The organism is Marinobacter sp. NSM (assembly GCF_052380025.1).
GTDB lineage: Bacteria > Pseudomonadota > Gammaproteobacteria > Pseudomonadales > Oleiphilaceae > Marinobacter.
The window spans coordinates 1-21,073 of record NZ_JBQTCK010000012.1; the positions used below are offsets into that span (position 1 = coordinate 1).

Genomic DNA, 21,073 nt, shown 5'->3' on the forward strand with positions numbered 1-21,073 from the left:
GATCTACACAATGCATCTTCCATTCTGGCTAACAACGGCCCTGCTGTTTCCGGTGTTGCTTTACCAGGGTAAGCGCACCCAGCGAACCACTCCTCGGCTACCGGAGGCCTCCGGTTCGCCATCTGGCCAGTATGGCGAAGGCGAAGCCGCCAGGCGCGTTCTCGTGATCGGAGAATCCACAGCCGCCGGAGTGGGCGTTGAAAAGCATGTGCAAGGGCTGGCCAGCCAATTGGCCAGGCAGATCCATGAGCGTACCGGCCAGACCATTGCCTGGCACACCTTTGGGGTGAACGGTATTCGCCTGGGTGCCTTGAACAAGCAGCTAGCAAAGGCGGACCTGCCAGAGGCAGACCTGGTGATCCTGAGCATGGGGGTGAACGACACCACCGGGTTTACCCCAAGGTATCGTTTTCGCCAGCAGTTACTGGAGTTACGGGATTTACTCGGTGCACGTTACCCGGCGCCGTTGGTGCTGCTGAGTGTTCCGCCCATGCATCTGTTTACCGCCCTGCCCGCGCCGTTGCGGCAGGTAATCGGATGGCGGGCGCGGTTGTTGGATAACCTGTACAAGAAACTCGCCAGCGAGGCGCCAGCGCGATTCTCGTACGCTCACTACCCTGTGATTTCAGACCCGGAATTGCTGGCCAGTGACGGCTATCATCCCGGGGCTAAAGGCTACCGTTATATCGCGGAAGCCCTGGCAGCCCTTCCTTAGGAGTTTCATGGCAAAATAACCCTCGCCGTCATCCGACAAACACACCAAATCACCTTCCGAGCGTGACCTGTACCTGGATGCCCTACGCGCCGGTGCCTTGCTGGTGGTGGTATTCGGGCACTGGATTGCCACCCTGCCCCGGTTTGATGGTGGCCTGGAAACTCAAACCGAACACCTGCTAAAGATCTGGGAGCCATCAGGGTTTATCACCTGGCTTGTACAGGTGGTGCCTCTGTTCGTGTTTGTATCTGCCACCGTCAGTGCCGATGGTGTGGCGCACCGGATGGCTCAGGGGCACCGGCAGATGCATTGGTGGGCAGGGCGAGCTCTGGCGCTGGCCCGGCCTACGGTGACGTATCTTGCTGCCATTACCCTGATTGCCCTGCTCTCACTCTATACCGGCGGCCGGGTGTTGGGGCCGTTTAACCAGTCGCTCACCATACATTTATGTTTCTGATCATGCTGCTGGCCGTGCAGGCACTGTTGCCCCTGAGCGTTGAAGCCGACAGGCGCTGGTTCTTGGGTGCAATCGTTGGCCTGGTTCTGGCTGCCGCGGTGGTGGATGTTGTGCGGGCCATGCCCGGCTCAGCGGGGGATATTCTGCGCCTGGGCCAACGGGTAACGGATTCGGCAGACGGCATCGGCTGGATCAATGCCGTGCTGGTTTGGCTGTTACCCCAGCAATTGGGCATTGCCTGGAAGCGGGGCCGCTTCAGGGGTGCGTGGACAGGTCTGTTTTTCCTGGTTCTGGGCGCAGTCTGGCTGGTGGCCGCGCTGGCCAGTGGTTATCCCATCGGCATGGTGGGCCGGGATTTTCATGGTGACAGCAACATGTTGCCTCCCACCCTGGCCTTGGTGGGCGTGATGTGGCTTCAGGTTGGCGCGGTTTGTTCTTCGAGCGGCCAGGGCGTTGGCTGCTGGACAGGCGCAGAATCAGCGGGGCGGTCACCATGCTCAGCGCCTTGAGCATGCCGCTGTACCTCTGGCACAAACTGGCAGAACTGCCAGCCGCCTGGCTGGGTGATCGTTTCGGGTTGCCTGTAGACGCCGGATTACCCGGTGAACCCGGCTTCTGGACGGGGCGCTTGTGGTGGATTGTGCTCTGCAGCCTGTTGGTGGTGCCGGTGATCACGCTGGTGGTCGCTTTTGAAATGCGGCGCAAGCAAGGCGTTGTGACAACCTCCAGGCCCCGAATCATCCTTGCCGGCGGCTTCTCGCTGATGGCCGGGCTGGTCGTAAGCCTTGCCCTGGGCGCATTGCCGGCGCCCTGATTGGTCTGCTCGGAGTTGCGGCAGCGTCCTGGCTGTTACGAGTGCATCCGCAGCCAGGACGATAACCCGATTCTTATAGCGCTACCGCCTTGCGCAACAGGGCCGCTCAGTCGGCCTTGTAAAGCCTGAGGATACTGGAAAAGTCGAGCTCACCATTGCCCTGCCCCGCATGCAGCTGGAACAGGTTGCGTGCCATCGAGCCCATGGGGATAGACGCCTGGTTCTTCACCGCGTTATCAAACGCCAGGCCCAGGTCTTTCGTCATCAGGTTCACCAGGAAGCCACCCTGGTACTCCCGCGATGCCGGCACGCCCTCCATCACCCCTGGCCAGGGGTTGTACACGTTCAGCGCCCAGTTGCCACCGGAGCTCTGCTTCATGATTTCCGACAGCACCGCAGGGTCCAGGCCGTTCTTGGCGCCCAGAGCCAGGGCCTCGCTGGTACCTGCCATCAGGATGGCCAGCATCATGTTGTTGCAGATCTTGGCCACCTGCCCGGCACCATGGGGGCCCGCGTGGAAGATGTTTTTACCCATGCCTTCCAGGACAGGTTTGGCGCGATTGAAGGTGTCTTCCTCGCCGCCGCAGATGAAGGTGAGGGTTCCGGCTCTGGCACCGCCTACGCCGCCGGACACCGGGGCATCGATGAACGCGAGGCGCCGCGCTGCAGCGGTTTCCGCCACGGTACGGGCGGTTTCCGGGGCGATGGTGGAGGAATCAATCACCAGGGTGCCTTCCGGCAAGGCTGAGAGCAGGCCCTCGTCGCCCAGGTACACCGCTTCTACATGTTTGCCGGCCGGCAGCATGGTAATAATGCATTCCGCACCCTCAGCCGCAGCCTTGCCGGAATCCGCAGTGCTGGCGCCTTCGGCCACCAGCGCCTCAACGGCGGGCTGTGACAGATCGAATACGGTCACATCATGCCCGGCCTTGAGCAGGTTAGAGGCCATAGGTGCGCCCATGTTGCCCAGACCGATAAAGGTAATCTTCGCCATGTTGCTTCTCCTTGTTGTTGTACTGAAGCCAAGAGTTAATCGTTAGCCCTGTGCTTCCTGGCTGAGAAATTCGTTTATCCAGTCGCTGCTGATTTCCGCCAGCGACGCATAACGCCAGCGCGGTTGCATGTCTTTGTCGATCAGCAAGGCGCGGATGCCTTCGGCAAACTCGCCTTTTCTGAGGCAGTGCTTCGCCATGACCAGTTCGTTGTCCAATACCTGGGCCAGGCCATGCAGCCGGCTACGGTGATAATGCTGCCAATGCAGGGCCAGCGACGTCGGGCTTGCAGAGGCCAGGCCTTTAACGGATTTACCCAGCCAGTCACCCCGGCTGCCAAGTTCCTGAAGGCGACTGACCACCTGTTCCAGGCTATCCGCATCCGTTGCCTGCTGTATCTCATTGAAATGCTGGCGCACGAGTGACTCCGGCAGGGCGTCCTGGCTTTGTTGCTCAAACTGCCGGAGCACGCTGTTCACCACCGAAGCCGCCGGGGCGTCTTGCCAATTCGAAGACACCAGTGCCTCAATGACCCGGCCCTTGAGCCCGTGGCTTACAAACCGGTCAGCCATGCCGGTATACAGGGCATCGGCGGCGTTCATTCGGGCTCCGGTCAGGCCCAGAAACAAGCCGGTACGCCCGGGCATACGGTTGAGGAACCAGCCAGCGCCGATATCCGGGTACAGGCCGATGCTGACTTCCGGCATGGCCAGCTTGGAATGCTCGGTAACCACCCGGTGGGAAGCGCCCACCATCAGGCCGATGCCACCGCCCATCACTATGCCGTGGCCCCAGCAAATGATCGGTTTCGGGAAAGTGTGAATCTGGTAGTCCAGCTCGTATTCTTCTGTGAAGAACTGGTCGCCCTCGCCGAGTTTTCCCGGCTCGGTCATGCTGCGGTACAGAGACACTATGTCTCCGCCAGCGCAGAAAGCCTTGTCGCCCTCGGCCTCCAGCCAGACCGCGCAAACCCTTTCGTCTTCTGCCCAGCGGGTCAGTTGGGGTTTGAGCAGGCGGATCATCTCCATAGACAACGAGTTGAGGTTGCGCGGTGTGTTCAGCCGCGCAACGGCAATCAGCTCATCACCGCTGGTTGTCCACTCTTCAAAAATAATGGGTTGCTCACTCATAGCAGTCTCGACGGTTATTGGTTCTTCCAGGCCGGTTTGCGCTTCTCGAGGAAGGCATTCACACCTTCTTTCTGGTCTTCGGTGTGAAACAGTTCTACGAACAGTTCCCGCTCCATCCGCCAGCCATCGCTGTGGCTGCGACCATCCCGGGCACTCATCACCAGCTGTTTGCAGCGGGCAATGGAAGACGGGCTCTGCTTGCAGGCACCTTCCGCCAGCTTCAGGGCGGCTGCCAGCCCCTCACCGGAGGGCACAACTTCTTCCACCAGGCCAATCTGCAGGGCTTTCTGGGCATCCACCCGTTCGCCGCACAGAATCATGCGCTTGGCCCAGCCTTCACCCACCAGCCAGGGCAGGTTCTGGGTGCCGCCAGCACACGGCAACAGGCCAACGCTGGCTTCCGGCAGGGCCATCTGGGCGTGCTCCTCGGCAATGCGGATATCGCAGGACAACGCACACTCCAGGCCACCGCCCATGGCGTAGCCGTTGATCGCTGCGATAGAGACGCCCCGGAAAGCGGTAAGCGCGGCAAAGGCTTCACCAAAGCGCTGGGCCATGTCGTTGGCGCGGGCGCGGTCACCGTCGGCAAAGGTTTTCAGGTCCGCCCCGGCGGAGAAGAACTTTTCGCCCTGGCCGGTAACCACCAGGGCAAAGATGTTGCGGTCCTGGTTGAGTTCTTCCACCAGTTTCGCCAGCGCTGCCAGGGAATCCGCCGTCCAGGTGTTGGCAGGTGGATTGGCGATGGTCAGGATGGCAATGTGGTCGCGTTTCTCAAGTTGAATCAGGTCACTCATGATCGGTTCCTTGTTTTGTCTCTGGCCGGTTACTGGATGGCTTCTACCACGCCATCCTCCAGCAGCCGGCGGGCGATAATCAGGCGCATGATTTCGTTGGTGCCTTCCAGGATCTGGTGCACCCGCAAATCCCGCAGGTAGCGTTCCAGCGGGTACTCACGGATGTAACCATAGCCGCCGTGCAGCTGCAGGGCTTCGTTGGCTACGTCAAAACAGGCGTCGGTGGCGAAGCGTTTGGCCATGGCGCAATGCAGGGTGGCTTCCGGGTCTGCGCTGTCCAGCTTGAAGGCCCCCAGCCGTACCATTTGGCGGGCCGCTACCAGGTTGGTGGCCATATCCGCCAGCTTGAACTGCAAGGCCTGGAATGCCGCTAACGGTTTGCCGAATTGCTGGCGCTCATGCATGTAATTGCGGGCCCGCAACAGGGCCGCCTGGGCTCCACCCAGGGAACAGGTGGCAATGTTCAGGCGACCACCGTCCAGCCCCTTCATGGCAATGGCAAAGCCGTCGCCCTCCTCGCCTACCCGGTTGCCGGCAGGAATACGCACCTCTTCCAGGGTGACCAGGCGGGTCGGCTGACTGTGCCAGCCCATTTTCTCTTCGTTCTTACCGTAGGAGATGCCGTCGGCATTGGCAGGGATCACAAAGGTCGAGATACCTTTGGCGCCGCTGTCAGCATCGCCGGTGCGGGCCATCAGTACCAGCACATCGGTGGCGCCGGCGCCGGAGATAAACATCTTGCTGCCGTTGATCACATAGCTGTCGCCGTCACGCACCGCGCGAGTACGCAGGCTGGCGGCATCGGAGCCGGCCCCCGGTTCGGTCAGGCAGTAGCTGGCCAGCCATTCGCCGCTGGCCAGTTTTGGCACAAACGCCTGCTTCAGATCATCCGAGGCAAAACTGGCCACCATCCAGGTGGCCATGTTGTGGATGGTGATAAACGCAGCGGTAGAGGGGCAAGCCATGGACAGCTCTTCCACAATCACCGAGGTGTCGAGGCGCGACAGCCCCATACCGCCCAGGCCCTCGGGCGTGTACATGCCCATAAAGCCCATCTCACCCGCCTGCTTCATCACCTCCATCGGAAAGATGTGTTCGGCATCCCATTGGGCCGCGTGCGGTGCCATGGATTTCTCGGCGAAGGCACGGGCGGCATCCCGGAAGGCCAGCTGGTCTTCGGTCAGATTGAAGTCCATTACCCGGCTCCTCCGTTAGCGAAGCTGAATTGAGAAGTTCGCCTCGGATGAGGTGGCTTCGCTGGAGAACCACCGGGATGTCACGGTTTTGGTTTCGGTGTAGAAGCGCACCGCCTGCTTGCCGTAGGCATGCTGATCGCCGTAGAACGAACCTTTCCAACCGGTGAAGGAGAAGAACGGCAGGGGCACCGGAATGGGTACGTTAACACCCACCTGGCCTACGTCGATCTCGTGCTGGAACCGGCGTGCCGCGCCACCGTGATTGGTGAAGATGGAGGTACCGTTGCCGTAGGGGCTGTTGTTGATCAGCGCGATGGCTTCGCCCAGGTCGTTGGCATTCATGCAGGTCAGCACGGGACCGAAGATTTCTTCCTTGTAGATGTCCATCTCCGGAGTCACGTTGCCGAACAGGGTGGGCCCAACCCAGTTGCCATCGGGCAGGCCATCCACAGTGCAGTTCCGGCCGTCCAACAGGAGTTGCGCACCCTGCTTCTCGCCGGTGGCAATCAGTTGTTCAATGCGCTCCTTGGCCTTGGGGCTGATGACCGGGCCGTAGCTGGCACCGGAATCGTTCCAGGCACCGGGGCGGACTTTGGCCATGGCCTCTTTCAGCTCCGGAATCCACTCCTGGGCCGCGCCCACAAACACCGCGACGGAAATCGCCATGCAACGCTGGCCGGCGGCACCCACGGAGGCGCCCACCAGGGCGTTGATCACTTGCTGTTTGTCGGCATCCGGCATGATCACCATGTGGTTCTTGGCGCCGGCAAAGCTCTGTACGCGCTTCATGTGGCTGGTGCCGGTTTCATAAATGTAGCGCCCTACCGGCACCGAGCCGACGAAGGAAATGGCTTTGATGGCCGGGTCAGTAAGCAGAGTATCCACTTGCTCTTTCGCGCCATGCACTACCTGCAGAACGCCCTTCGGCGCACCCGCCTGCTCGAACAGTTCAGCCAGGCGCATGGGGGTCATCGGGTCTTGCTCGGAGGGTTTCAGGATAAAGGTGTTACCGCAGGCAATAGCCATGGGGAACATCCACAGGGGAATCATCGCCGGGAAGTTAAACGGAGTGATGCCCGCGCACACGCCCAGGGGCTGAATCCAGGAGTGGGTGTCTACTTCGCGGGCGACGTTCTCAACGGTCTCCCCCATCATCATCGAGGCCACGTTGGCAGCGTGCTCCACCACTTCAATACCCCGCCAGACATCGCCCTTGGCGTCGTCAAAGGTCTTGCCGGTTTCCTGGGACAGGATTTCGGCAATCTCGTCATGGTGCTCTTTCAGCAGCGCCTGGTAACGCAGCATCACCCGGGCCCGCTCGGAAACCGGGGTTTCTTTCCAGCTCTTGAACACTTCGGCTGCGTTATCAATGGCCCGGCGCATTTCGGCTTCGGTGGCACAGGGCACCTGGGCGATCACTTCGTTGGTGGCAGGGTTGGTGACGTCAATCCAGTTCTGGGTCTGGCTCTGAGCAAATTCACCGGCGATGTACTGAGGTATCTTCTTCATGCTGATAATCCCTGTTTGTTGTTATGCGGGAGCGCCGTTTCCCATCTGGAACCGGCAGGATATGGAAAGAGCGTAGCACGGGGTTCGGCAAAGGGTGATTGACTAAATTTCGCCCATGATGGATTATTTTTCGATGACCAACGATTCCAGGCCTCCCAAAACCACGCAAACCTCGCAGTGGCCCGTACCGCCAGACAGCGTGCGCTATGTGGTGCCGGAACCCATCGTTCGGCTATTGGCACACCATCCGCTGACCCGCGAGCTGTATCCACTGGCCTTCGGGCATTACCGCAGGGCCGCGGGCCACCACATGCACCGGGAACACCATCGTGACAATCTTTTGATCTATTGCACGGAAGGGAAGGCCTTTCTGAATGTGGCGGGCGAGCCTCTGACCGTGCAGGCAGGCGACCTCCTGCTGCTTCCGGCCGGCGCCAGCCACCGATACACCGCCGCGCCGGATAATCCATGGACCATTCACTGGGTGCACTACACCGGTCCACTGGCCGAGGAGTTCAGAAACTACATGGGGTTTGATGGCAACAACCACGTTCGCCACCTGGGCCGGCAACCGAGGCTGCTGGTGGATTTCAACGGCCTGTTGTCGGTTCGCCAGACCGGCTTTCGCGCCCGCGGGCTGATTCACGCCAGTAATCGTTTGCGACAGCTGCTGGCTGCCGTGCCCCTGAATGCGGACGAAACCGGGCTGGCACAGCAGGCGGAACTGGAGACCATTCACAACTTCATGCGGGAACACCTGGAGGAGCGGCTAACACTGCGACAGCTGGCGGAGCTGTCTGGCCTGTCGCCCGCGCACTTTGCCACCCGTTACCGGGAACAAACCGGCACCTCACCAATCCAGCACTTCCTGCACCTGAAAGTAGAGCTGGCTTGCCAACTGCTGGACACCACCAGCCAGAGCTTTGCCGACATCAGCCGGCAGCTGGGTTATGACGACGCCTATTACTTTTCCCGGTTGTTCAAGAAGGTGATGGGCAAGTCCCCCAGTGACTATCGCCATACTGCGCGGCATTGATAGCCACCGGGGAAAGGGGCGCTACAGAGTGTTCTTGTGGACTCGCCCGCCCTTCATGATTAGCCGCAGATTGGTATTCGGATCATTCAGAAATTTCAGCCCCTGCTCCGGATTGCCATCCACCACCAACAGATCTGCCAGAGCCTCCGGCTCCAGAGTGCCGAGTTTGCCCTGATAGGGGCTTCTTGGGCCAGACATGGCGAGTAGTTCGCCATTGCGGCCAGTTGCCATGGCCAGCGTGGTGAGCGAGTCGTAGAAGCGCGTGAGTTTGGTCAGATGGCGCAGCTGATTGTGGGTGTTCTGTGGGCTGAACAGGATATCGGTGCCCCAGGCAGTTTTAACGTCAAAACGTTGAGCCATCTCGTAAGCCCGCACGGTGCCCTCGGCCACCATGCGTTGTGACTCGCGACGCGCGGCATCCGGGTAGACGTTAGAATCTTCATCCTGCAGGAAGGGTTGCAGGCTCCACCAGGCGCCCTCACCCGCCATCATCCGCACACTTTCCTCATCGGCCAGCTGGCCATGCTCGATAGACTTAACACCCGCCCGCAGGGATCGTTGAATTCCCTTGGATGTGTATACATGCACTGCCACATAGGTGCCCCAATCCTCTGCCGCCTCAACAGCGGCGCGCAGTTCGCGCTCGGTAAACTGGGTGCTATCCAGCGGGTCGTAAGTTGAGGCCACGCCACCGCCCGCCATCAGTTTGATCTGGGAGGCACCCAGCATCAGCTGTTCGCGGGTGCGCCGGAGTACCTCGGCCTCGCCATCGGCAATTACGGCAACGCCCTGTTTTTCCTGCTCACTCAGGGGCGAGGCTGTGCCCCTAGGCACTTCATGTCTCATGCGGAAATCGCCGTGGCCGGAGGTCTGGGAAATCATGGCACCGGCGGGGAAAATTCGCGGGCCATCCACAATGCCCTTGTCAATGGCGCGCTTGAGGGCAAAGGAAGGCCCGCCCACGTCTCGAACCGAGGTAACGCCGCGCATCAGGGTGCGTTCGGCCTCTTTGGCTGCAACCAGATGCACGTAGCCCGGGTCTGCGGTCATGGCTTCCAGCTGGCTGATGCCGGCCAGCGTGGTGTGCCAGTGGGCGTCAATCAGCCCCGGCATTACAACACGGCCGCCGCAATCAATGACCTCTGCATCACCGGCGTCTGCACCGTTGGTCTCCAGGGCCTGGATTCGGCCACCCTCAATGCGAATGGCTACGCCGTCACGCAGTGGCCCGCCGCTGCCATCAAACAACCTCAGGTTTTTCAGCAGTATCGGCCGGTTATCATCCTTTGGCTGCTGACTCAGTACGCTCGGGGCGTGCAATGCCGCAAACATCGCCATCACACCCGCCATACCTCCGATGAATCGGCGGCGACTGATGTCCGCCATCATGCGTTCATGGAATTGTGTTAGCAGAGGCGAGCCACACTGGCAGGCGCCATGGGCGTGGTGGTGATGCGACGGATGAAATTTAACGACGTGGGGTATCGCAGGCATCAGAGAGCTCCTTTTGATTTGTACCCGATTATAGACAATTTGGGCTATGCTGCGAGCCGGCCTGGCCGCCTTTGAACCCATCTACACAGCGATCTCTGCATGCAGCCACTGGATAGTAAAGTTGTTGAACAAGCCCTGCACTGGTGTGATGAAGGGCATGGTTTCTGGTTCTGTACGGTAGTGGGCACCTTTGGTTCCTCGCCCCGAGCGCCGGGTTCCTGGCTAATCGCCCGGCAGGATGGTGCCCACTGTGGCTCGCTCTCTGGCGGGTGTGTGGAAGAAGATTTCCTGGCCCGTTTGCAGGACAACGCCTTCAAGGGGCGCATCAATCGCATTCGCTACGGCGCTCCGGACAGCCCGGATAATACCCGCGTAACCCTCCCCTGCGGCGGAGTACTGGATGTTCTGATAGAGCACTGGCCTGCATCCTCCGCTACACGCGAACATTTCCTGGCGCTTCAATCCGCGTTATCGGGCGAGGGGCCCGTTGCCCGGGTGGTCTCACTGGAAACCGGAGACATTTGCCTGGAGCCAGAGAGCGAGCTGGGCGCCCGGGTTACCGAGGAGGCTGACCAGGCCCGACTGAGATTGCGCGTTGGCCCGGTCTCCCGGCTGGTGATTGCAGGGCTGTCACCGGTTGCCACCGCCTGCGCCAGCTTTGCGCACAGCCTGGGCTTTGAGGTGATTGTGTGCGACCCAAGGCCCGAGGAAGTTCGGCACTTCAACCTGGCGGACGTAACACTCCAACAGGAGTTGCCCTCGGTGTTTATTGCCCGTGAGGGCTGCCATCGCGCTACCGCGGTCGTCGCTCTCACCCATGACCCGCGCATTGACGATACCGCCATGATGGAGGCGGTCAAAACCGAGGCGTTTTACATCGGCGTGATGGGGTCCATGAAAACTTCGGAAAAGCGGCGGGAACGGCTGGCGCGTATTGGCGGGCTGACCGAGCAACAGATCCACAGGATCCATATGCCCGTAGGTTTGAATATTGGCAGCAAAACGCCCGCAGAAATTGCTTTGGCAGTGATGGCAGATATTATCCGAGTGCGGCAAGGCATCTCGCGCCAACAACTTTGATCTTGCTTGTCTGGCCTTTGCATCGCTTCTACAGTTAAGCTCAGATGCTCTTTGACCCCCTATTCAGCGAAGGAACCGATTGATGGTCAGAAACACAACCTCGGCTCTCGTTATTACTATGGCGAGCGCGGCACTTGCCGGCTGCAGCATTTATCAGCCTGTCACCAGCGGTACAGAAGATCCCTGCGCAACTCTCCAGAACATAGTGGCAGATTACCCGACCGGCTTTGCCGAATTTCGGGGAAGCAGCAGCAATTTCAATTCGGTGACCATCTACCGGGCAAAAGAGCAACTGATCAAGGGCCATTGCGAAATCTGGGCCTGGGGCAACGGAGACTCTGCCTACACCTGCACAGTGGCTGCTCCGGATCAAGAGGTTGCGGAAACCATGCATGCCCGCGCCGCAAGCGAGTTGTCTGAGTGCCTTGGGCCGAATTGGCAGGCCGAAAAGGGCCCTCGGGAGCGTGATGGCAAGCCCGCGGGCGAGCGAATTCAGTTTACGAGCGCCGAGGCCAAGGCACCGGCTGTCGCCTTGCACCGGGTAGAAGACCACCGCCGACATTCCGTGTACCTGTTCATCGGGACCAACGCCCGCTCCCCGCAACAGACCGACTGAGGCGCGCATGTACTCTGATTCACACCAGCCAGACGCGCCTCCCGGCGCCACTGACTACCTGAGCACTGATCAGGAAGGCAGCTCCGGTATCACCCGGCTCCTGCACCGGGTTGCCCAGCAGGACAGAAACGCGTTTGCCGAGTTATACGAAGCCACCGCTCCGAAACTTCTGGCCACCGTGCTGCGTATCCTCAAGGACAGGGCTTGGGCAGATGATGTGATTCACGACACCTATGTCAAAGTCTGGCATAAGGCCGACCAGTTCGATGCGGAACGTTCCTCACCGATCACCTGGCTTGCAGCGATTGCCAGGCACGGCGCTATCGACGAACTGCGGCGGCATCCGGCAAGGCGGGAGACCGCAAGCGACGAACTGGACAGTATTGCGGACCATTCGCCGGCAGCCCATGAACAAATCTCAGATCAACAAACGGTAAAGCACTTGAACCATTGCATTGACCAACTCGAAAAAGATCGCCAGGACATGGTTCGTCTGGCGTATCTGAACGGTTGGTCCCGGGATCAGCTGGCGAGGCATTTTGACCAGCCGATCAACACTGTGAAAACCTGGTTGCACCGAGCCCTGAAACAGGTCAAGAGGTGTCTTGAACCATGAGCGAACGTGACGACCTGGATATGATGGTTGCAGAGTTCGTTCTGGGAACTCTGCCAGAAGAAGAGCGGGATGCCTTGCAGGCTCGCCGTGCCCGCGAACCTGAGCTGGAAGCGTTAATTCAGCAATGGGAGGCCCGGCTGGCTGGCATGCTTGATGGGGTTGAACCTGTAGAGCCCGGCCCCGAGCTGTTTGCACGAATTCAGCGAACGATCGAGCAGCAACCATCCGCTCCCAAATCCCCGAGTGCGGTGCCAGACAATGTGATCAGTCTCCGGAAACAGCTGACCCGCTGGCGCTGGAGCACGGCCATTGCTTCGGCAGCGGCGCTGGTACTGGTTGCCGTGCTGGCGACTCAGCCGGAGCCCGAGCCGCAAGCCCAATCCTTCGTGGCGGCGTTCCAACACAACGATGAGCAGCCTGCGTTCCTGTTGACCGTGGATCTGAACAGCCGCCAGCTGAATATCCAGCCGGTAACCGCCGAACCTCAACCAGACAAATCTTACCAGCTCTGGATGGTGGCAGAGGAGTATGGCCCCAACCCGCGATCGGTGGGCGTGATGGGCGAAAACTTCACCCTGGACCAGGCTGCACTGCGTGATTACGACCCAGAGACTCTGCGTGGCGCCACCTTCGGCATCAGCCTGGAGCCAAAGGGTGGTTCACCCACCGGACAACCGACTGGCCCGGCCATTCACGGCTTCCTTTACCCCACTTCTGCCGACCAAGGCAAAGGTCGCAACTAAATCGTGATCGCGCCTGAAACTTTTCAGGCGCCGCTCCGTAGCTGCTTGTACTCCCATCAAAAACAAGGTGATGGATGGGTAAAACCGAACCTAAGGAGCACACAATGAAAAATCACATCAAAACCACCGCATTCCTGACCGCAGCCCTGGTTTCCGGTGCACTGGCATCCGGCTCAGCACTGGCGATGGAGCATGGCAATAAAGTAGGTGTCTGGGGCGATGACCAGTCTGTCTCCGAAGGCACGGTGACCGCCAAGAAAGTGGTGACTGAGGAAAACGGCTGGCTGGTGGTTCACCGCACCGACGAGGCCATGAAGCCCGGCCCGGTCGTGGCCCATGCGCCCCTACAGAAGGGCAAGAATATGGACGTTGCAGCCATCCTGACCGAGGAAGTGGCCAGTGGCGATAAGCTGATGCTGATGATTCACAACGAGGAAGGCGGCAGCAAGACCGGTATCTTTGAATACACTCTGGGCGCCAAGGAAGATGGCCCCATTCGCAAAGACGGCAAGCTGGTGATGACGGTTATTACCGCTAAGTAGTCTATTCAAGCTTTTGTGATGGTCTTTCAACAACACCCTGGCAGCATCTCCTGTCAAGGTGGTTTCTGAGTGTATGGTGAGGTAATTGTGTCACCGGGGGGTCATCAACAGGATTAAGAAATTTAAGAAAATCCTAAAAACCGCAAAACCCTGAGCACGCATGAAGGCAATTAGACTAGACTTGGCGTACATCGATATAAACCGCTTTCGCTCCAGAACACGAGGTCAACGTGCGGGAAAAGGTAACATTTTTGCCGTTCATATTAGCTGTCTGCTTGAGTGTCAGCGCGTATGGTGAGAACAGACCGTCCTCTCTGAACTTATCTGAATCCTGGCAAGCACTTCTCGAAAACGACGATCTGCTGTCGGCAAATCAGTCAGCCAGCCTTCGGGCCGAAGCCCTGGCATCAACGGCGAACAGCTTGTATCTGCCCCAAGTTGACCTAGTGGGGTCTTACACGCGGCTCGACTCCCAGATAGAACTGGATGCGCTGTCTCTGAACCCACTGAACAGCGCATCAGAAACCATACCAGGGCAATTGCTGATCGACTTGATTGGCGGCCCGGGAGCTTTCCAGACACCCGTCACAAGCCGCAACATAACGCGAAGCTCAATAAACACTCTGTGGCCGATTTATACCGGCGGAAAAATCACGGCCAGGAAAAATCTGCTTCAACTCGAGCAGTCCGAAGCATCACATGTCCTGGAGGAAGTCCGGCGGGCCCGGTTTACGGAGCTGGTTGCGACCTACTTCGGTTTAGTGATGGCGGAGCGGGCGTTGAACACTCAGCAACAGGTAGAGAGCGCTCTTGCCAGGCACCTGCATGTGGCAAAGGCCCTGGAGGATCAGGCACAGATTTCCAGCGTGGAGCGCCTGGCTGCGGAAGCCGCTTATGACAGAGCCAGGATTACCACCCGAGCGGTTGAGGAACAAAGAGACACGGCGCACAACGCGTTTGCGTCGTTGATACATATGGATTTCCAGGATAACGGGCACCGTGTCGAATCGCACCGTCTGGCTCCAACGACGCCCCTGTTCACCCTCCCGCAATTACCTCCGCGGGATACGTTCGAGGCAGGGTTAAGCGAACACCCGAGCCTGCGGATTCTGTCCACCAAGCATGACCAGGCAAAGAACATTGCCGAAGCGAGCCGGGGCCTGTACCGCCCGGACGTTTTTCTGTTCGGCAGCTACAACGTGTACGAGAACGATTCTTTGGCGAGCGATCTCACGCCGGATTGGCTGGTTGGCGTAGGCGTCCGAATCGCGCTGATGGATCGCAGTGGCCGCAAAGGCAAGGTAGGCGCAGCCGACAACACCGTTCGTGAGGTCGATTCACTGCAAAAGGCCACTCAACGAAGGCTGGAGTTGCTACTCGACCGGAACTACCGTGAAGCCCGGCAAGCGCTTGCTGAGCACAGGGACCTGGCATCGACCGTGGCCCTGGCAGAGCAGACGTTAAGATTGCAGGAACGCGCATTCGCTGAAGGTCTGGGGCGCTCGCTTGATGTCATTGACGCCCAAACTTTCCTGGCGACCACCCAGACCCGTCGTGATGCAGCGGCTCTCCGTTTCGTACTGGCATTTTCGCAGTTGCTGACCCTGAGCGGACAGCATGAAAACATGTTTTCCTACGTGCTTGAAGGAGATGAAATTCAGTGAATGCAAAACGAATTGCCATTCCGCTTGTCGTTGCTGTCATCCTGTTGGGCATTGTCATCGTCTTCTGGAAAGCCTACGCACCTGCACCCATCCAGTTACAGGGGCAGATTGAGGCCAGGCAACATATGGTGGCGTCCAAAATTCCGGGGCGGGTTGCTGACATTAGCGTCCGCCGCGGGGATCGCGTAGAGGCAGGCACTGAGGTTTTCCGCATCGACAGCCCGGAGCTTGAGGCCAAACTGACTCAGATAGAAGCGCTTGAAACCATAAGCCGATCACTCGCTCAGGCCGTTGAGGGCGGCACGCGTGAAGAACGTATTGCCGCAGCTCGCAGCGAGTACGAAAAAGCCCTGGCCGCCGAGGCACTGGCTAAAACCACCTTTGAACGTATTCGTGCGCTTGCCGATGAGGGGCTAGTTGCCAGGCAAAGAGCCGACGATACGTTCACACTGTGGAAGGTGGCCGAGAAAACACGGGTAACGGCATCTGAGATATTGAAACTGGCCGAAGCAGGCCCACGGCAGGAGGCCCGCACAGCAGCTCAAGCCGGTGAAATAGCTACCTCAAGTTTGAGAGACGAAGTTGCTGAACTGCTGGATGATACTGTGGCGCGGGCCCACAGAGGTGGCATTGTCAGTAATGTGCTGCTGAACGAAGGAGAGCTTGCTCCCCAGGGTTTCCCGGTCATTATTGTCACCGATCTTGATGATTCTTGGGCATTGTTCAACGTCAGGGAAGATTTACTCAGCCGAGTCACCGAAGGCAGTGAATTTGACCTGGAAATCCCCGCCCTTGATCAATCCGCACGATTCCGTGTCAGTCACATTTCTGTTCTCGGAGATTACGCAACATGGCGTGCAACAACGCCAGGGCGCGGATTTGACATGAGAACGTTCGAGGTTGAAATGCAACCTGTGGAGCCAATCGCTGGATTGAGGGCGGGCATGAGCGTTCTTCTTGAAATGGCACCGTAAGCTCGGCAACAGACCGGAGAGCTCAATGGGTCGTGAGCATCTAACTGGCTGGAAAGCTCTGCAGGAGCAACCCTGGCTGCTTGCGGTTGTCGTATGGCTGCCGCCGGTTCTGTTCGTGTTGTTGATCAGTATCTTCCAGATTGGCACACCGCAATCTCTTCCGGTCGGTGTCGTCAATCTGGACCATAGTCATGAATCCTATACGGTTGAACGTCAGTTGGACGCAAGCCCGGGCCTGAGCCTGTTAAGGTCATACGCCTCGACGTCCGCTGGCGCAGATGCCCTTCAGCAATCGGAGATCCTTGCCCTTGTCATCATTCCGGAAAACTTTGGCCGGGATCTTCGGCTTTCGATCAGCCCTACGGTGACCGCCTTTTACAACAATCAATATCTGTTGTCCGGCAAATTCATCAATTCATCGTTAATAAGCGCCTCCATGGATCTGGCCGCACGCACGGGTGTTGGCCTTAAGATCAGCCATGGCCAGACCGCCCCTGAAGCCATCACCTCGGCAGTGCCCGTGCGCCCACAAGTCACATCGCTCTATAACCCCAACATGAGCTACGCACGCTTTCTGGTGACGTCAATATCGCCGGCTCTCTGGCAAATCATCATCGTTATCTCAACGGTTCTAGCGTTAAGCTGGCGACTCGAAAAACAAACCATCCCGGCACCATTGATTGAGCGGAGCAAAGCGATCACGGCCGCGCTTGCGCCTGTCAGCCTGCTCCTATGGCTCCAGGGGCTGCTGATGCTTTTGCTGTTCCGTCTCTTTCTGGGTTGGCAGCCATCCGGCAACATCGTCTGGCTTCTTCTTGGTTTGGCCCTGACCATCTTCAGCGTTCAGGCCATGGCAGTCCTCATTGTTGCTCTCGTTCGGGACCGGGTAAAAGCAATAAGTGTTAGCGCTGCGTACCTCGCCCCTGCGTTTGCATTTATGGGCATTACCTTCCCCCGAGGTGATATGAACGTGATCGCATGGGCCTGGGGAGGCTTGATGCCATCCACTCACTACATCAAATTGCAGGTGGACATTGCCGACCACGGCGCCTCCCTGCCTGTCATTTTCAACTCACTGATTGCGTTGCTGCTTTTCCTCTTCGTCTTGCCAATAGCGCTGAAGCTACTTCCGACAAAGCTCGACCCCAAACTTGCAGAGCAGGTGAGCTGATGATCCGCAATACCAGTCTGTGGGGTGCCTGGAAAGCAGAACTGTCGAATATCATCCACGACAAATCGGTGATGCTGGTGATGATCGGTGGCATTTTGTTCTACGCACTGCTTTACCCGCTGCCCTACCAGAAGAACGTTCCGGGGCAACAGGCCCTCGCGGTTCTGGATCAGGACCGCTCAGCGCTCGCCCGGCAATTGATACGCATGGCCGACGCAACGCCCCAGTTGCGCGTGGCTGCGGTCCCACAAAGCATGGATGAGGCAACCGTCCTGTTGGAGAACGATGTCGTTCACGGGCTGTTGGTCATCCCGGCTAACTTTGAGCGAGACGTTTATCTCGGGCGCCCGGTGAATATCGCCTTCGCCGGCGATGCCAGTTACTTTTTGATTTATGGAAATATCGTCGAAGGCTTGCTGAAGGCCACAACCACTTTGTCCGTTGAAACTCAGATCATCAGTAGCCTCAGAAAAGGCAGCAGTCCGGCCAACATCCCCGGTGAAATTATGCCGTTCAAGATATCTCCGCATGGGGTGTTCAACCCAACCGGCGGATACATCAACTATATTGTTCCGGCCGTCTTTGTTCTGATCCTGCACCAGACCCTGTTGATTGCAGCCGGCACGGTCACCGTTAAAGATCGGGCCCGCCGGTTGTCAGGGCTTGTCACAACCCCGCTCAGGCAGGCACTTCCGATCAGATTAGTAACGTTTGTGTTCGCCTACCTGATCCTGGCGCTTTTGTATTTCGGCTTTTTCTTTCAGCTTTATGGCGTCCCACACGCTGCACCGCAGTTCGCATTAATCGGTTTTAGCCTGTTGTTTCTCACCTCAACAACACTCTTTGCAATCCTGCTCGGTTACCTCTTGCCCAGGCCCGAACTGACGACCGTTATTGTTCTGCTGTCGTCGCTGCCCATCGTCTTTACAGCGGGTTTTGCCTGGCCGGCGTCTAACCTTCCGGCGTGGTTAGACACAATCACCATGATGATTCCCGCCAAACCCGGTATTCAAGGATTTCTCTCTCTCAATCAGATGGGAGCCCCAATACAAAGCCTGACGTCGGAGATTGCGTACCTGTTCGGCCTCTCGTTGTTTTTTGGGCTGGGCATCCTGCTGCTCGCAATGTCGGAGAGAAGACGCAGCAGGAGCCGAATGGACGCCGAATCAACCCCCCGCTCCTACTAGGGAATGGTAGTCCGCCCGAAACCGGGCAAAGCTCAAATACCGCCCCCGATGATCCACCAGCTCCATGGCATCAAACGCCTCCACAAAGGCCCGTGATTCACCCGTGCTGATCACCCCGCGGTAATCACCCGTCCAGTCCATAAACTGGACCAGATCCAGTAGCAGCGTCATCTCGAGGGCGCCGTTGGCCCGCTCAAGATAGCGGTAGGCCAGTGCGTAATGTTCGAAACGGTAGCTGACATTGCTGGCGTCGTTTCTGGTGGCGTATCGCAGGGGATCATAGTCGTAATGCCGGTAGGCAGGTGCTACGGGGTCGCCGGCCACCAGGGCGGCCTGGCCTTCCGCAAACCAGTAGGGCAGCAGAGATGCAACGGCGTTGTACCGGCTCAGGTTTTCCTGAACGTAGTGGGCCAGTTCATGGGTGAATATCTGCCCGGCCTCATAGGGCCAGCTTCGGTGGTAGGGTGCAACCGCCACCGCTGCGAGCGTGCCCGCTGCAAGATTGCTGTTGCTGACCCTCGGACTCAAACAGGCGATCACCTTCTCCGGGTATGGCACGGCCGAGCTGCGCTCATCTACAAAATCCCGCCAGCTCATTCTGAACCGTTTGAGCACGCCGTCTATGCGGGTGCTCACCTCTGTGGCGGCGGCACGAAAGGCATTTTCGCTGTAGGCGTGCGAGCCGTAGACACGTACCCGCCGGTCCGCCGTTTCAAAATACAGTGTGTCGCCAATGCACACTTCCGTCTCGTCATTCAGGCTCCATCTGCCCCCGGGGAAGTAGCGCCCGGTGTCTCGGGCATCCAGGAAATAGCCACGGCTAAACTGCTGTTCATCCCGGTCGTAGTAGCGATCCCCGGATGTGGCGCTCACCTTGCAGCCAGACAGCGTTATGGCTGCAAGCGTCAGCAACCCCACCGTCCACAACCTCCTCGATTTTTCCATGTTTTTACTCCGCGACCTGTTGTTTGCCTCTATTATTCGTCAGGCCGCGCTTGGTGTCCGTCAACCCATGTAAAGACCGGGTAAAGGCATACTGAACCAGGCGTTTGCGAAGAGTGAAATCAGATAGGTATAACCCCCAATCCCAACGTTGAAATTTTTGTAGCGCGCACCGGATTCTCGTGTTAAAAATCGCTCGAATCCCACCAAGAACTGCGTGCGTCCTGCGCGCTTTGTATCCATCCCTTTTCAGTGAGGGACACCATCCAATGTTCAAGTTGTGTAAGCCACAGGCGCTTGCCGCCGTTGTTGCGTTGTCTCTGGGTGCCTCTTCGGTTTTTGCCGCCGGAGAAGTGCGTGTTTATAACTGGTCTGACTACATCGCCGAGGACACCCTGGCGAAGTTCACGGAAGAGACCGGCATCAAGGTTATCTACGACGTTTACGACAGCAACGAAGTGCTCGAAGCAGCTTTGCTGTCTGGCCGTTCCGGATATGACCTGGTGGTGCCTTCCAACCACTACGTAGCCAAGCAGATTACTGCCAAGGCCTTCGTGGCGCTGGACCACAGCAAACTGCGGAATATGGCCAACCTGAACCCGGACCTAATGGACGACCTCGAAAAGGTCGACCCGGGCAGCCAGTTCTCCCTGCCTTACTTGTGGGGCACCAACGGCTATGGCTACAACGAAGGCCGCATCCAGAAAATCCTGGGTGACGATGCACCTGTAGACTCCTGGGCCATGGTGTTTGATCCGGAAGTGACCAAAAAACTGGCTGCTGGCGGCTGTGGCATTGCCATGCTGGACTCCGGTGAAGAGATGGTGCGCGCCGCCATGGCTTACATTGGCCTGGACCCTAACAGCAACAGCGCAGACGACATCAAAAAAGGCGGCGATGTGATCCGGGCCGTGCGCCCCAACATCACCTACTTCCATTCGTCCCGCTACATTGGCGATCTGGCCAACGGTGACCTGTGTGTGGCTGCTGGCTATTCCGGCGACATCCTGCAGGCCGCTGCCCGCGCTGACGAAGCCAAAAACGGCAATGTCATCCGCTACACCATCCCAAAAGAGGGTGCGGTGCTGTGGTTTGACATGATGACCATTCCGGCCGGTGCCCCGAACGCAGACAACGCCCACAAGCTGATGAACTTCCTGATGCGCCCGGAGATCATCGCAGAAGTCACCAACTACGTGTGGTACGCCAACCCGAACAAGGCGGCAGACGAGTTTGTGAATCCGGAAATCCTGGAAGACACCAGCATCTACCCCACTGATGACGTGATGAAGAATCTCTACATCATGGAAGGTCGGCCCCAGGACGCCCAGCGCCTGATGACCCGTACCTGGACCAGCGTGAAGTCTGGTCGCTGACGGTGGCCGTAACCAACAGCACCTC

Annotated in this window: 22 protein-coding genes; 15 read left to right on the top strand and 7 right to left on the bottom strand. The window is 58.6% G+C overall.

The window, feature by feature from the left end; genetic code table 11:
* The 4 genes from ACTZWX_RS16990 to ACTZWX_RS17005 form a co-directional block, all read left to right on the top strand.
* Positions 1–715, top strand: a 715-nt coding sequence (locus ACTZWX_RS16990) for an SGNH/GDSL hydrolase family protein (RefSeq protein WP_444714916.1), incomplete at its 5' end; no start/stop codon positions are given.
* A 73-nt stretch (positions 716–788) separates the two neighbouring features.
* Complete coding sequence (locus tag ACTZWX_RS16995) at positions 789–1,172, top strand: acyltransferase family protein (RefSeq protein WP_444714950.1); 384 nt, start codon at positions 789–791, stop codon at positions 1,170–1,172.
* A complete protein-coding gene (locus ACTZWX_RS17000; protein WP_444714917.1) occupies positions 1,163–1,681 on the top strand; it encodes a hypothetical protein in 519 nt (172 codons plus the stop codon). The genes ACTZWX_RS16995 and ACTZWX_RS17000 overlap by 10 nt, the downstream gene beginning before the upstream one ends.
* Complete coding sequence (locus ACTZWX_RS17005) at positions 1,666–1,986, top strand: hypothetical protein (protein WP_444714918.1); 321 nt, start codon at positions 1,666–1,668, stop codon at positions 1,984–1,986. The genes ACTZWX_RS17000 and ACTZWX_RS17005 overlap by 16 nt, the downstream gene beginning before the upstream one ends.
* Positions 1,987–2,092: 106 nt before the next feature.
* On the opposite strand, the gene mmsB is transcribed toward ACTZWX_RS17005, so the two are convergent.
* The 5 genes from mmsB to ACTZWX_RS17030 are packed head-to-tail and all read right to left on the bottom strand — an operon-like array spanning position 2,093 to position 7,607.
* Positions 2,093–2,980, bottom strand: coding sequence for a 3-hydroxyisobutyrate dehydrogenase (mmsB, locus tag ACTZWX_RS17010; protein WP_444714919.1), 888 nt, complete (start codon positions 2,978–2,980; stop codon positions 2,093–2,095).
* Between the two features lie 42 nt (positions 2,981–3,022).
* A complete protein-coding gene (locus tag ACTZWX_RS17015; protein WP_444714920.1) occupies positions 3,023–4,108 on the bottom strand; it encodes an enoyl-CoA hydratase/isomerase family protein in 1,086 nt (361 codons plus the stop codon).
* Positions 4,109–4,122: 14 nt separating this feature from the next.
* Complete coding sequence (locus ACTZWX_RS17020) at positions 4,123–4,902, bottom strand: enoyl-CoA hydratase (RefSeq protein ID WP_354447485.1); 780 nt, start codon at positions 4,900–4,902, stop codon at positions 4,123–4,125.
* 29 nt (positions 4,903–4,931) lie between these two features.
* Positions 4,932–6,098, bottom strand: coding sequence for an acyl-CoA dehydrogenase family protein (locus ACTZWX_RS17025; RefSeq protein ID WP_444714921.1), 1,167 nt, complete (start codon positions 6,096–6,098; stop codon positions 4,932–4,934).
* 15 nt (positions 6,099–6,113) lie between these two features.
* A complete protein-coding gene (locus tag ACTZWX_RS17030; protein ID WP_444714922.1) occupies positions 6,114–7,607 on the bottom strand; it encodes a CoA-acylating methylmalonate-semialdehyde dehydrogenase in 1,494 nt (497 codons plus the stop codon).
* Positions 7,608–7,722: 115 nt separating this feature from the next.
* On the opposite strand from ACTZWX_RS17030, the gene ACTZWX_RS17035 reads away from it, so the two are divergent.
* Entirely contained in the window at positions 7,723–8,643 is a 921-nt protein-coding gene (locus ACTZWX_RS17035; protein WP_444714923.1) for an AraC family transcriptional regulator, read from the top strand.
* A gap of 21 nt (positions 8,644–8,664) precedes the next feature.
* Here the strand turns inward: ACTZWX_RS17035 and ACTZWX_RS17040 are convergent, their stop codons facing one another.
* Positions 8,665–10,137: an amidohydrolase family protein gene (locus ACTZWX_RS17040; protein ID WP_444714924.1), complete on the bottom strand. Its 1,473-nt coding sequence runs from the start codon at positions 10,135–10,137 to the stop codon at positions 8,665–8,667.
* A 99-nt stretch (positions 10,138–10,236) separates the two neighbouring features.
* Between ACTZWX_RS17040 and ACTZWX_RS17045 the strand changes: the two genes are divergently transcribed.
* The 9 genes from ACTZWX_RS17045 to ACTZWX_RS17085 all read left to right on the top strand — a co-directional run bounded on the left by ACTZWX_RS17045 (position 10,237) and on the right by ACTZWX_RS17085 (position 18,730).
* Positions 10,237–11,217 carry an XdhC family protein gene (locus ACTZWX_RS17045; RefSeq protein WP_444714925.1) on the top strand — a complete coding sequence of 327 codons (981 nt, stop codon included), beginning with the start codon at positions 10,237–10,239 and terminating at the stop codon, positions 11,215–11,217.
* Positions 11,218–11,299: 82 nt separating this feature from the next.
* Positions 11,300–11,833: a hypothetical protein gene (locus ACTZWX_RS17050; RefSeq protein ID WP_444714926.1), complete on the top strand. Its 534-nt coding sequence runs from the start codon at positions 11,300–11,302 to the stop codon at positions 11,831–11,833.
* Positions 11,834–11,840: 7 nt separating this feature from the next.
* Positions 11,841–12,449 carry a sigma-70 family RNA polymerase sigma factor gene (locus ACTZWX_RS17055; RefSeq protein WP_444714927.1) on the top strand — a complete coding sequence of 203 codons (609 nt, stop codon included), beginning with the start codon at positions 11,841–11,843 and terminating at the stop codon, positions 12,447–12,449.
* Positions 12,446–13,192 carry an anti-sigma factor gene (locus tag ACTZWX_RS17060; RefSeq protein WP_444714928.1) on the top strand — a complete coding sequence of 249 codons (747 nt, stop codon included), beginning with the start codon at positions 12,446–12,448 and terminating at the stop codon, positions 13,190–13,192. Before ACTZWX_RS17055 ends, ACTZWX_RS17060 begins: the two co-directional genes overlap by 4 nt.
* A gap of 104 nt (positions 13,193–13,296) precedes the next feature.
* Complete coding sequence (locus ACTZWX_RS17065; RefSeq protein WP_444714929.1) at positions 13,297–13,734, top strand: DUF7282 domain-containing protein; 438 nt, start codon at positions 13,297–13,299, stop codon at positions 13,732–13,734.
* Between the two features lie 230 nt (positions 13,735–13,964).
* Positions 13,965–15,398: a TolC family protein gene (locus ACTZWX_RS17070; RefSeq protein WP_444714930.1), complete on the top strand. Its 1,434-nt coding sequence runs from the start codon at positions 13,965–13,967 to the stop codon at positions 15,396–15,398.
* Positions 15,395–16,372, top strand: a complete 978-nt coding sequence (locus ACTZWX_RS17075; RefSeq protein WP_444714931.1) for an HlyD family secretion protein — start codon at positions 15,395–15,397, stop codon at positions 16,370–16,372. Before ACTZWX_RS17070 ends, ACTZWX_RS17075 begins: the two co-directional genes overlap by 4 nt.
* Positions 16,373–16,397: 25 nt before the next feature.
* Positions 16,398–17,543: an ABC transporter permease gene (locus ACTZWX_RS17080; protein WP_444714932.1), complete on the top strand. Its 1,146-nt coding sequence runs from the start codon at positions 16,398–16,400 to the stop codon at positions 17,541–17,543.
* The gene (locus tag ACTZWX_RS17085) at positions 17,543–18,730 is read left to right on the top strand and encodes an ABC transporter permease (protein ID WP_444714933.1); all 1,188 of its coding nucleotides are present in this window, start codon (positions 17,543–17,545) and stop codon (positions 18,728–18,730) included. Before ACTZWX_RS17080 ends, ACTZWX_RS17085 begins: the two co-directional genes overlap by 1 nt.
* Here the strand turns inward: ACTZWX_RS17085 and ACTZWX_RS17090 are convergent.
* Entirely contained in the window at positions 18,710–19,675 is a 966-nt protein-coding gene (locus ACTZWX_RS17090) for a hypothetical protein (RefSeq protein ID WP_444714934.1), read from the bottom strand. The genes ACTZWX_RS17085 and ACTZWX_RS17090 overlap by 21 nt on opposite strands.
* Positions 19,676–19,941: 266 nt before the next feature.
* On the opposite strand from ACTZWX_RS17090, the gene ACTZWX_RS17095 reads away from it, so the two are divergent.
* Positions 19,942–21,048: a polyamine ABC transporter substrate-binding protein gene (locus ACTZWX_RS17095; protein ID WP_444714935.1), complete on the top strand. Its 1,107-nt coding sequence runs from the start codon at positions 19,942–19,944 to the stop codon at positions 21,046–21,048.
* Positions 21,049–21,073 lie beyond the last annotated feature (25 nt).

What these genes read in the sequence shown, in the direction of transcription:
- ACTZWX_RS17035 (WP_444714923.1), top strand. Translation starts at nt 7,723, where the DNA reads ATGATGGATTATTTTTCGATGACCAACGATTCCAGGCCTCCCAAAACC.
- ACTZWX_RS17065 (WP_444714929.1), top strand. Translation starts at nt 13,297, where the DNA reads ATGAAAAATCACATCAAAACCACCGCATTCCTGACCGCAGCCCTGGTT.
- ACTZWX_RS17080 (WP_444714932.1), top strand. Translation starts at nt 16,398, where the DNA reads ATGGGTCGTGAGCATCTAACTGGCTGGAAAGCTCTGCAGGAGCAACCC.
- ACTZWX_RS17085 (WP_444714933.1), top strand. Translation starts at nt 17,543, where the DNA reads ATGATCCGCAATACCAGTCTGTGGGGTGCCTGGAAAGCAGAACTGTCG.
- ACTZWX_RS17045 (WP_444714925.1), top strand. Translation starts at nt 10,237, where the DNA reads ATGCAGCCACTGGATAGTAAAGTTGTTGAACAAGCCCTGCACTGGTGT.
- mmsB (WP_444714919.1), bottom strand. Translation starts at nt 2,980, where the DNA reads ATGGCGAAGATTACCTTTATCGGTCTGGGCAACATGGGCGCACCTATG.
- ACTZWX_RS17040 (WP_444714924.1), bottom strand. Translation starts at nt 10,137, where the DNA reads ATGCCTGCGATACCCCACGTCGTTAAATTTCATCCGTCGCATCACCAC.
- ACTZWX_RS17090 (WP_444714934.1), bottom strand. Translation starts at nt 19,675, where the DNA reads ATGGAAAAATCGAGGAGGTTGTGGACGGTGGGGTTGCTGACGCTTGCA.
- ACTZWX_RS17005 (WP_444714918.1), top strand. Translation starts at nt 1,666, where the DNA reads ATGCTCAGCGCCTTGAGCATGCCGCTGTACCTCTGGCACAAACTGGCA.
- ACTZWX_RS17015 (WP_444714920.1), bottom strand. Translation starts at nt 4,108, where the DNA reads ATGAGTGAGCAACCCATTATTTTTGAAGAGTGGACAACCAGCGGTGAT.
- ACTZWX_RS17060 (WP_444714928.1), top strand. Translation starts at nt 12,446, where the DNA reads ATGAGCGAACGTGACGACCTGGATATGATGGTTGCAGAGTTCGTTCTG.
- ACTZWX_RS17000 (WP_444714917.1), top strand. Translation starts at nt 1,163, where the DNA reads ATGTTTCTGATCATGCTGCTGGCCGTGCAGGCACTGTTGCCCCTGAGC.
- ACTZWX_RS17095 (WP_444714935.1), top strand. Translation starts at nt 19,942, where the DNA reads ATGTTCAAGTTGTGTAAGCCACAGGCGCTTGCCGCCGTTGTTGCGTTG.
- ACTZWX_RS17050 (WP_444714926.1), top strand. Translation starts at nt 11,300, where the DNA reads ATGGTCAGAAACACAACCTCGGCTCTCGTTATTACTATGGCGAGCGCG.
- ACTZWX_RS17025 (WP_444714921.1), bottom strand. Translation starts at nt 6,098, where the DNA reads ATGGACTTCAATCTGACCGAAGACCAGCTGGCCTTCCGGGATGCCGCC.
- ACTZWX_RS17055 (WP_444714927.1), top strand. Translation starts at nt 11,841, where the DNA reads ATGTACTCTGATTCACACCAGCCAGACGCGCCTCCCGGCGCCACTGAC.
- ACTZWX_RS17030 (WP_444714922.1), bottom strand. Translation starts at nt 7,607, where the DNA reads ATGAAGAAGATACCTCAGTACATCGCCGGTGAATTTGCTCAGAGCCAG.
- ACTZWX_RS17020 (WP_354447485.1), bottom strand. Translation starts at nt 4,902, where the DNA reads ATGAGTGACCTGATTCAACTTGAGAAACGCGACCACATTGCCATCCTG.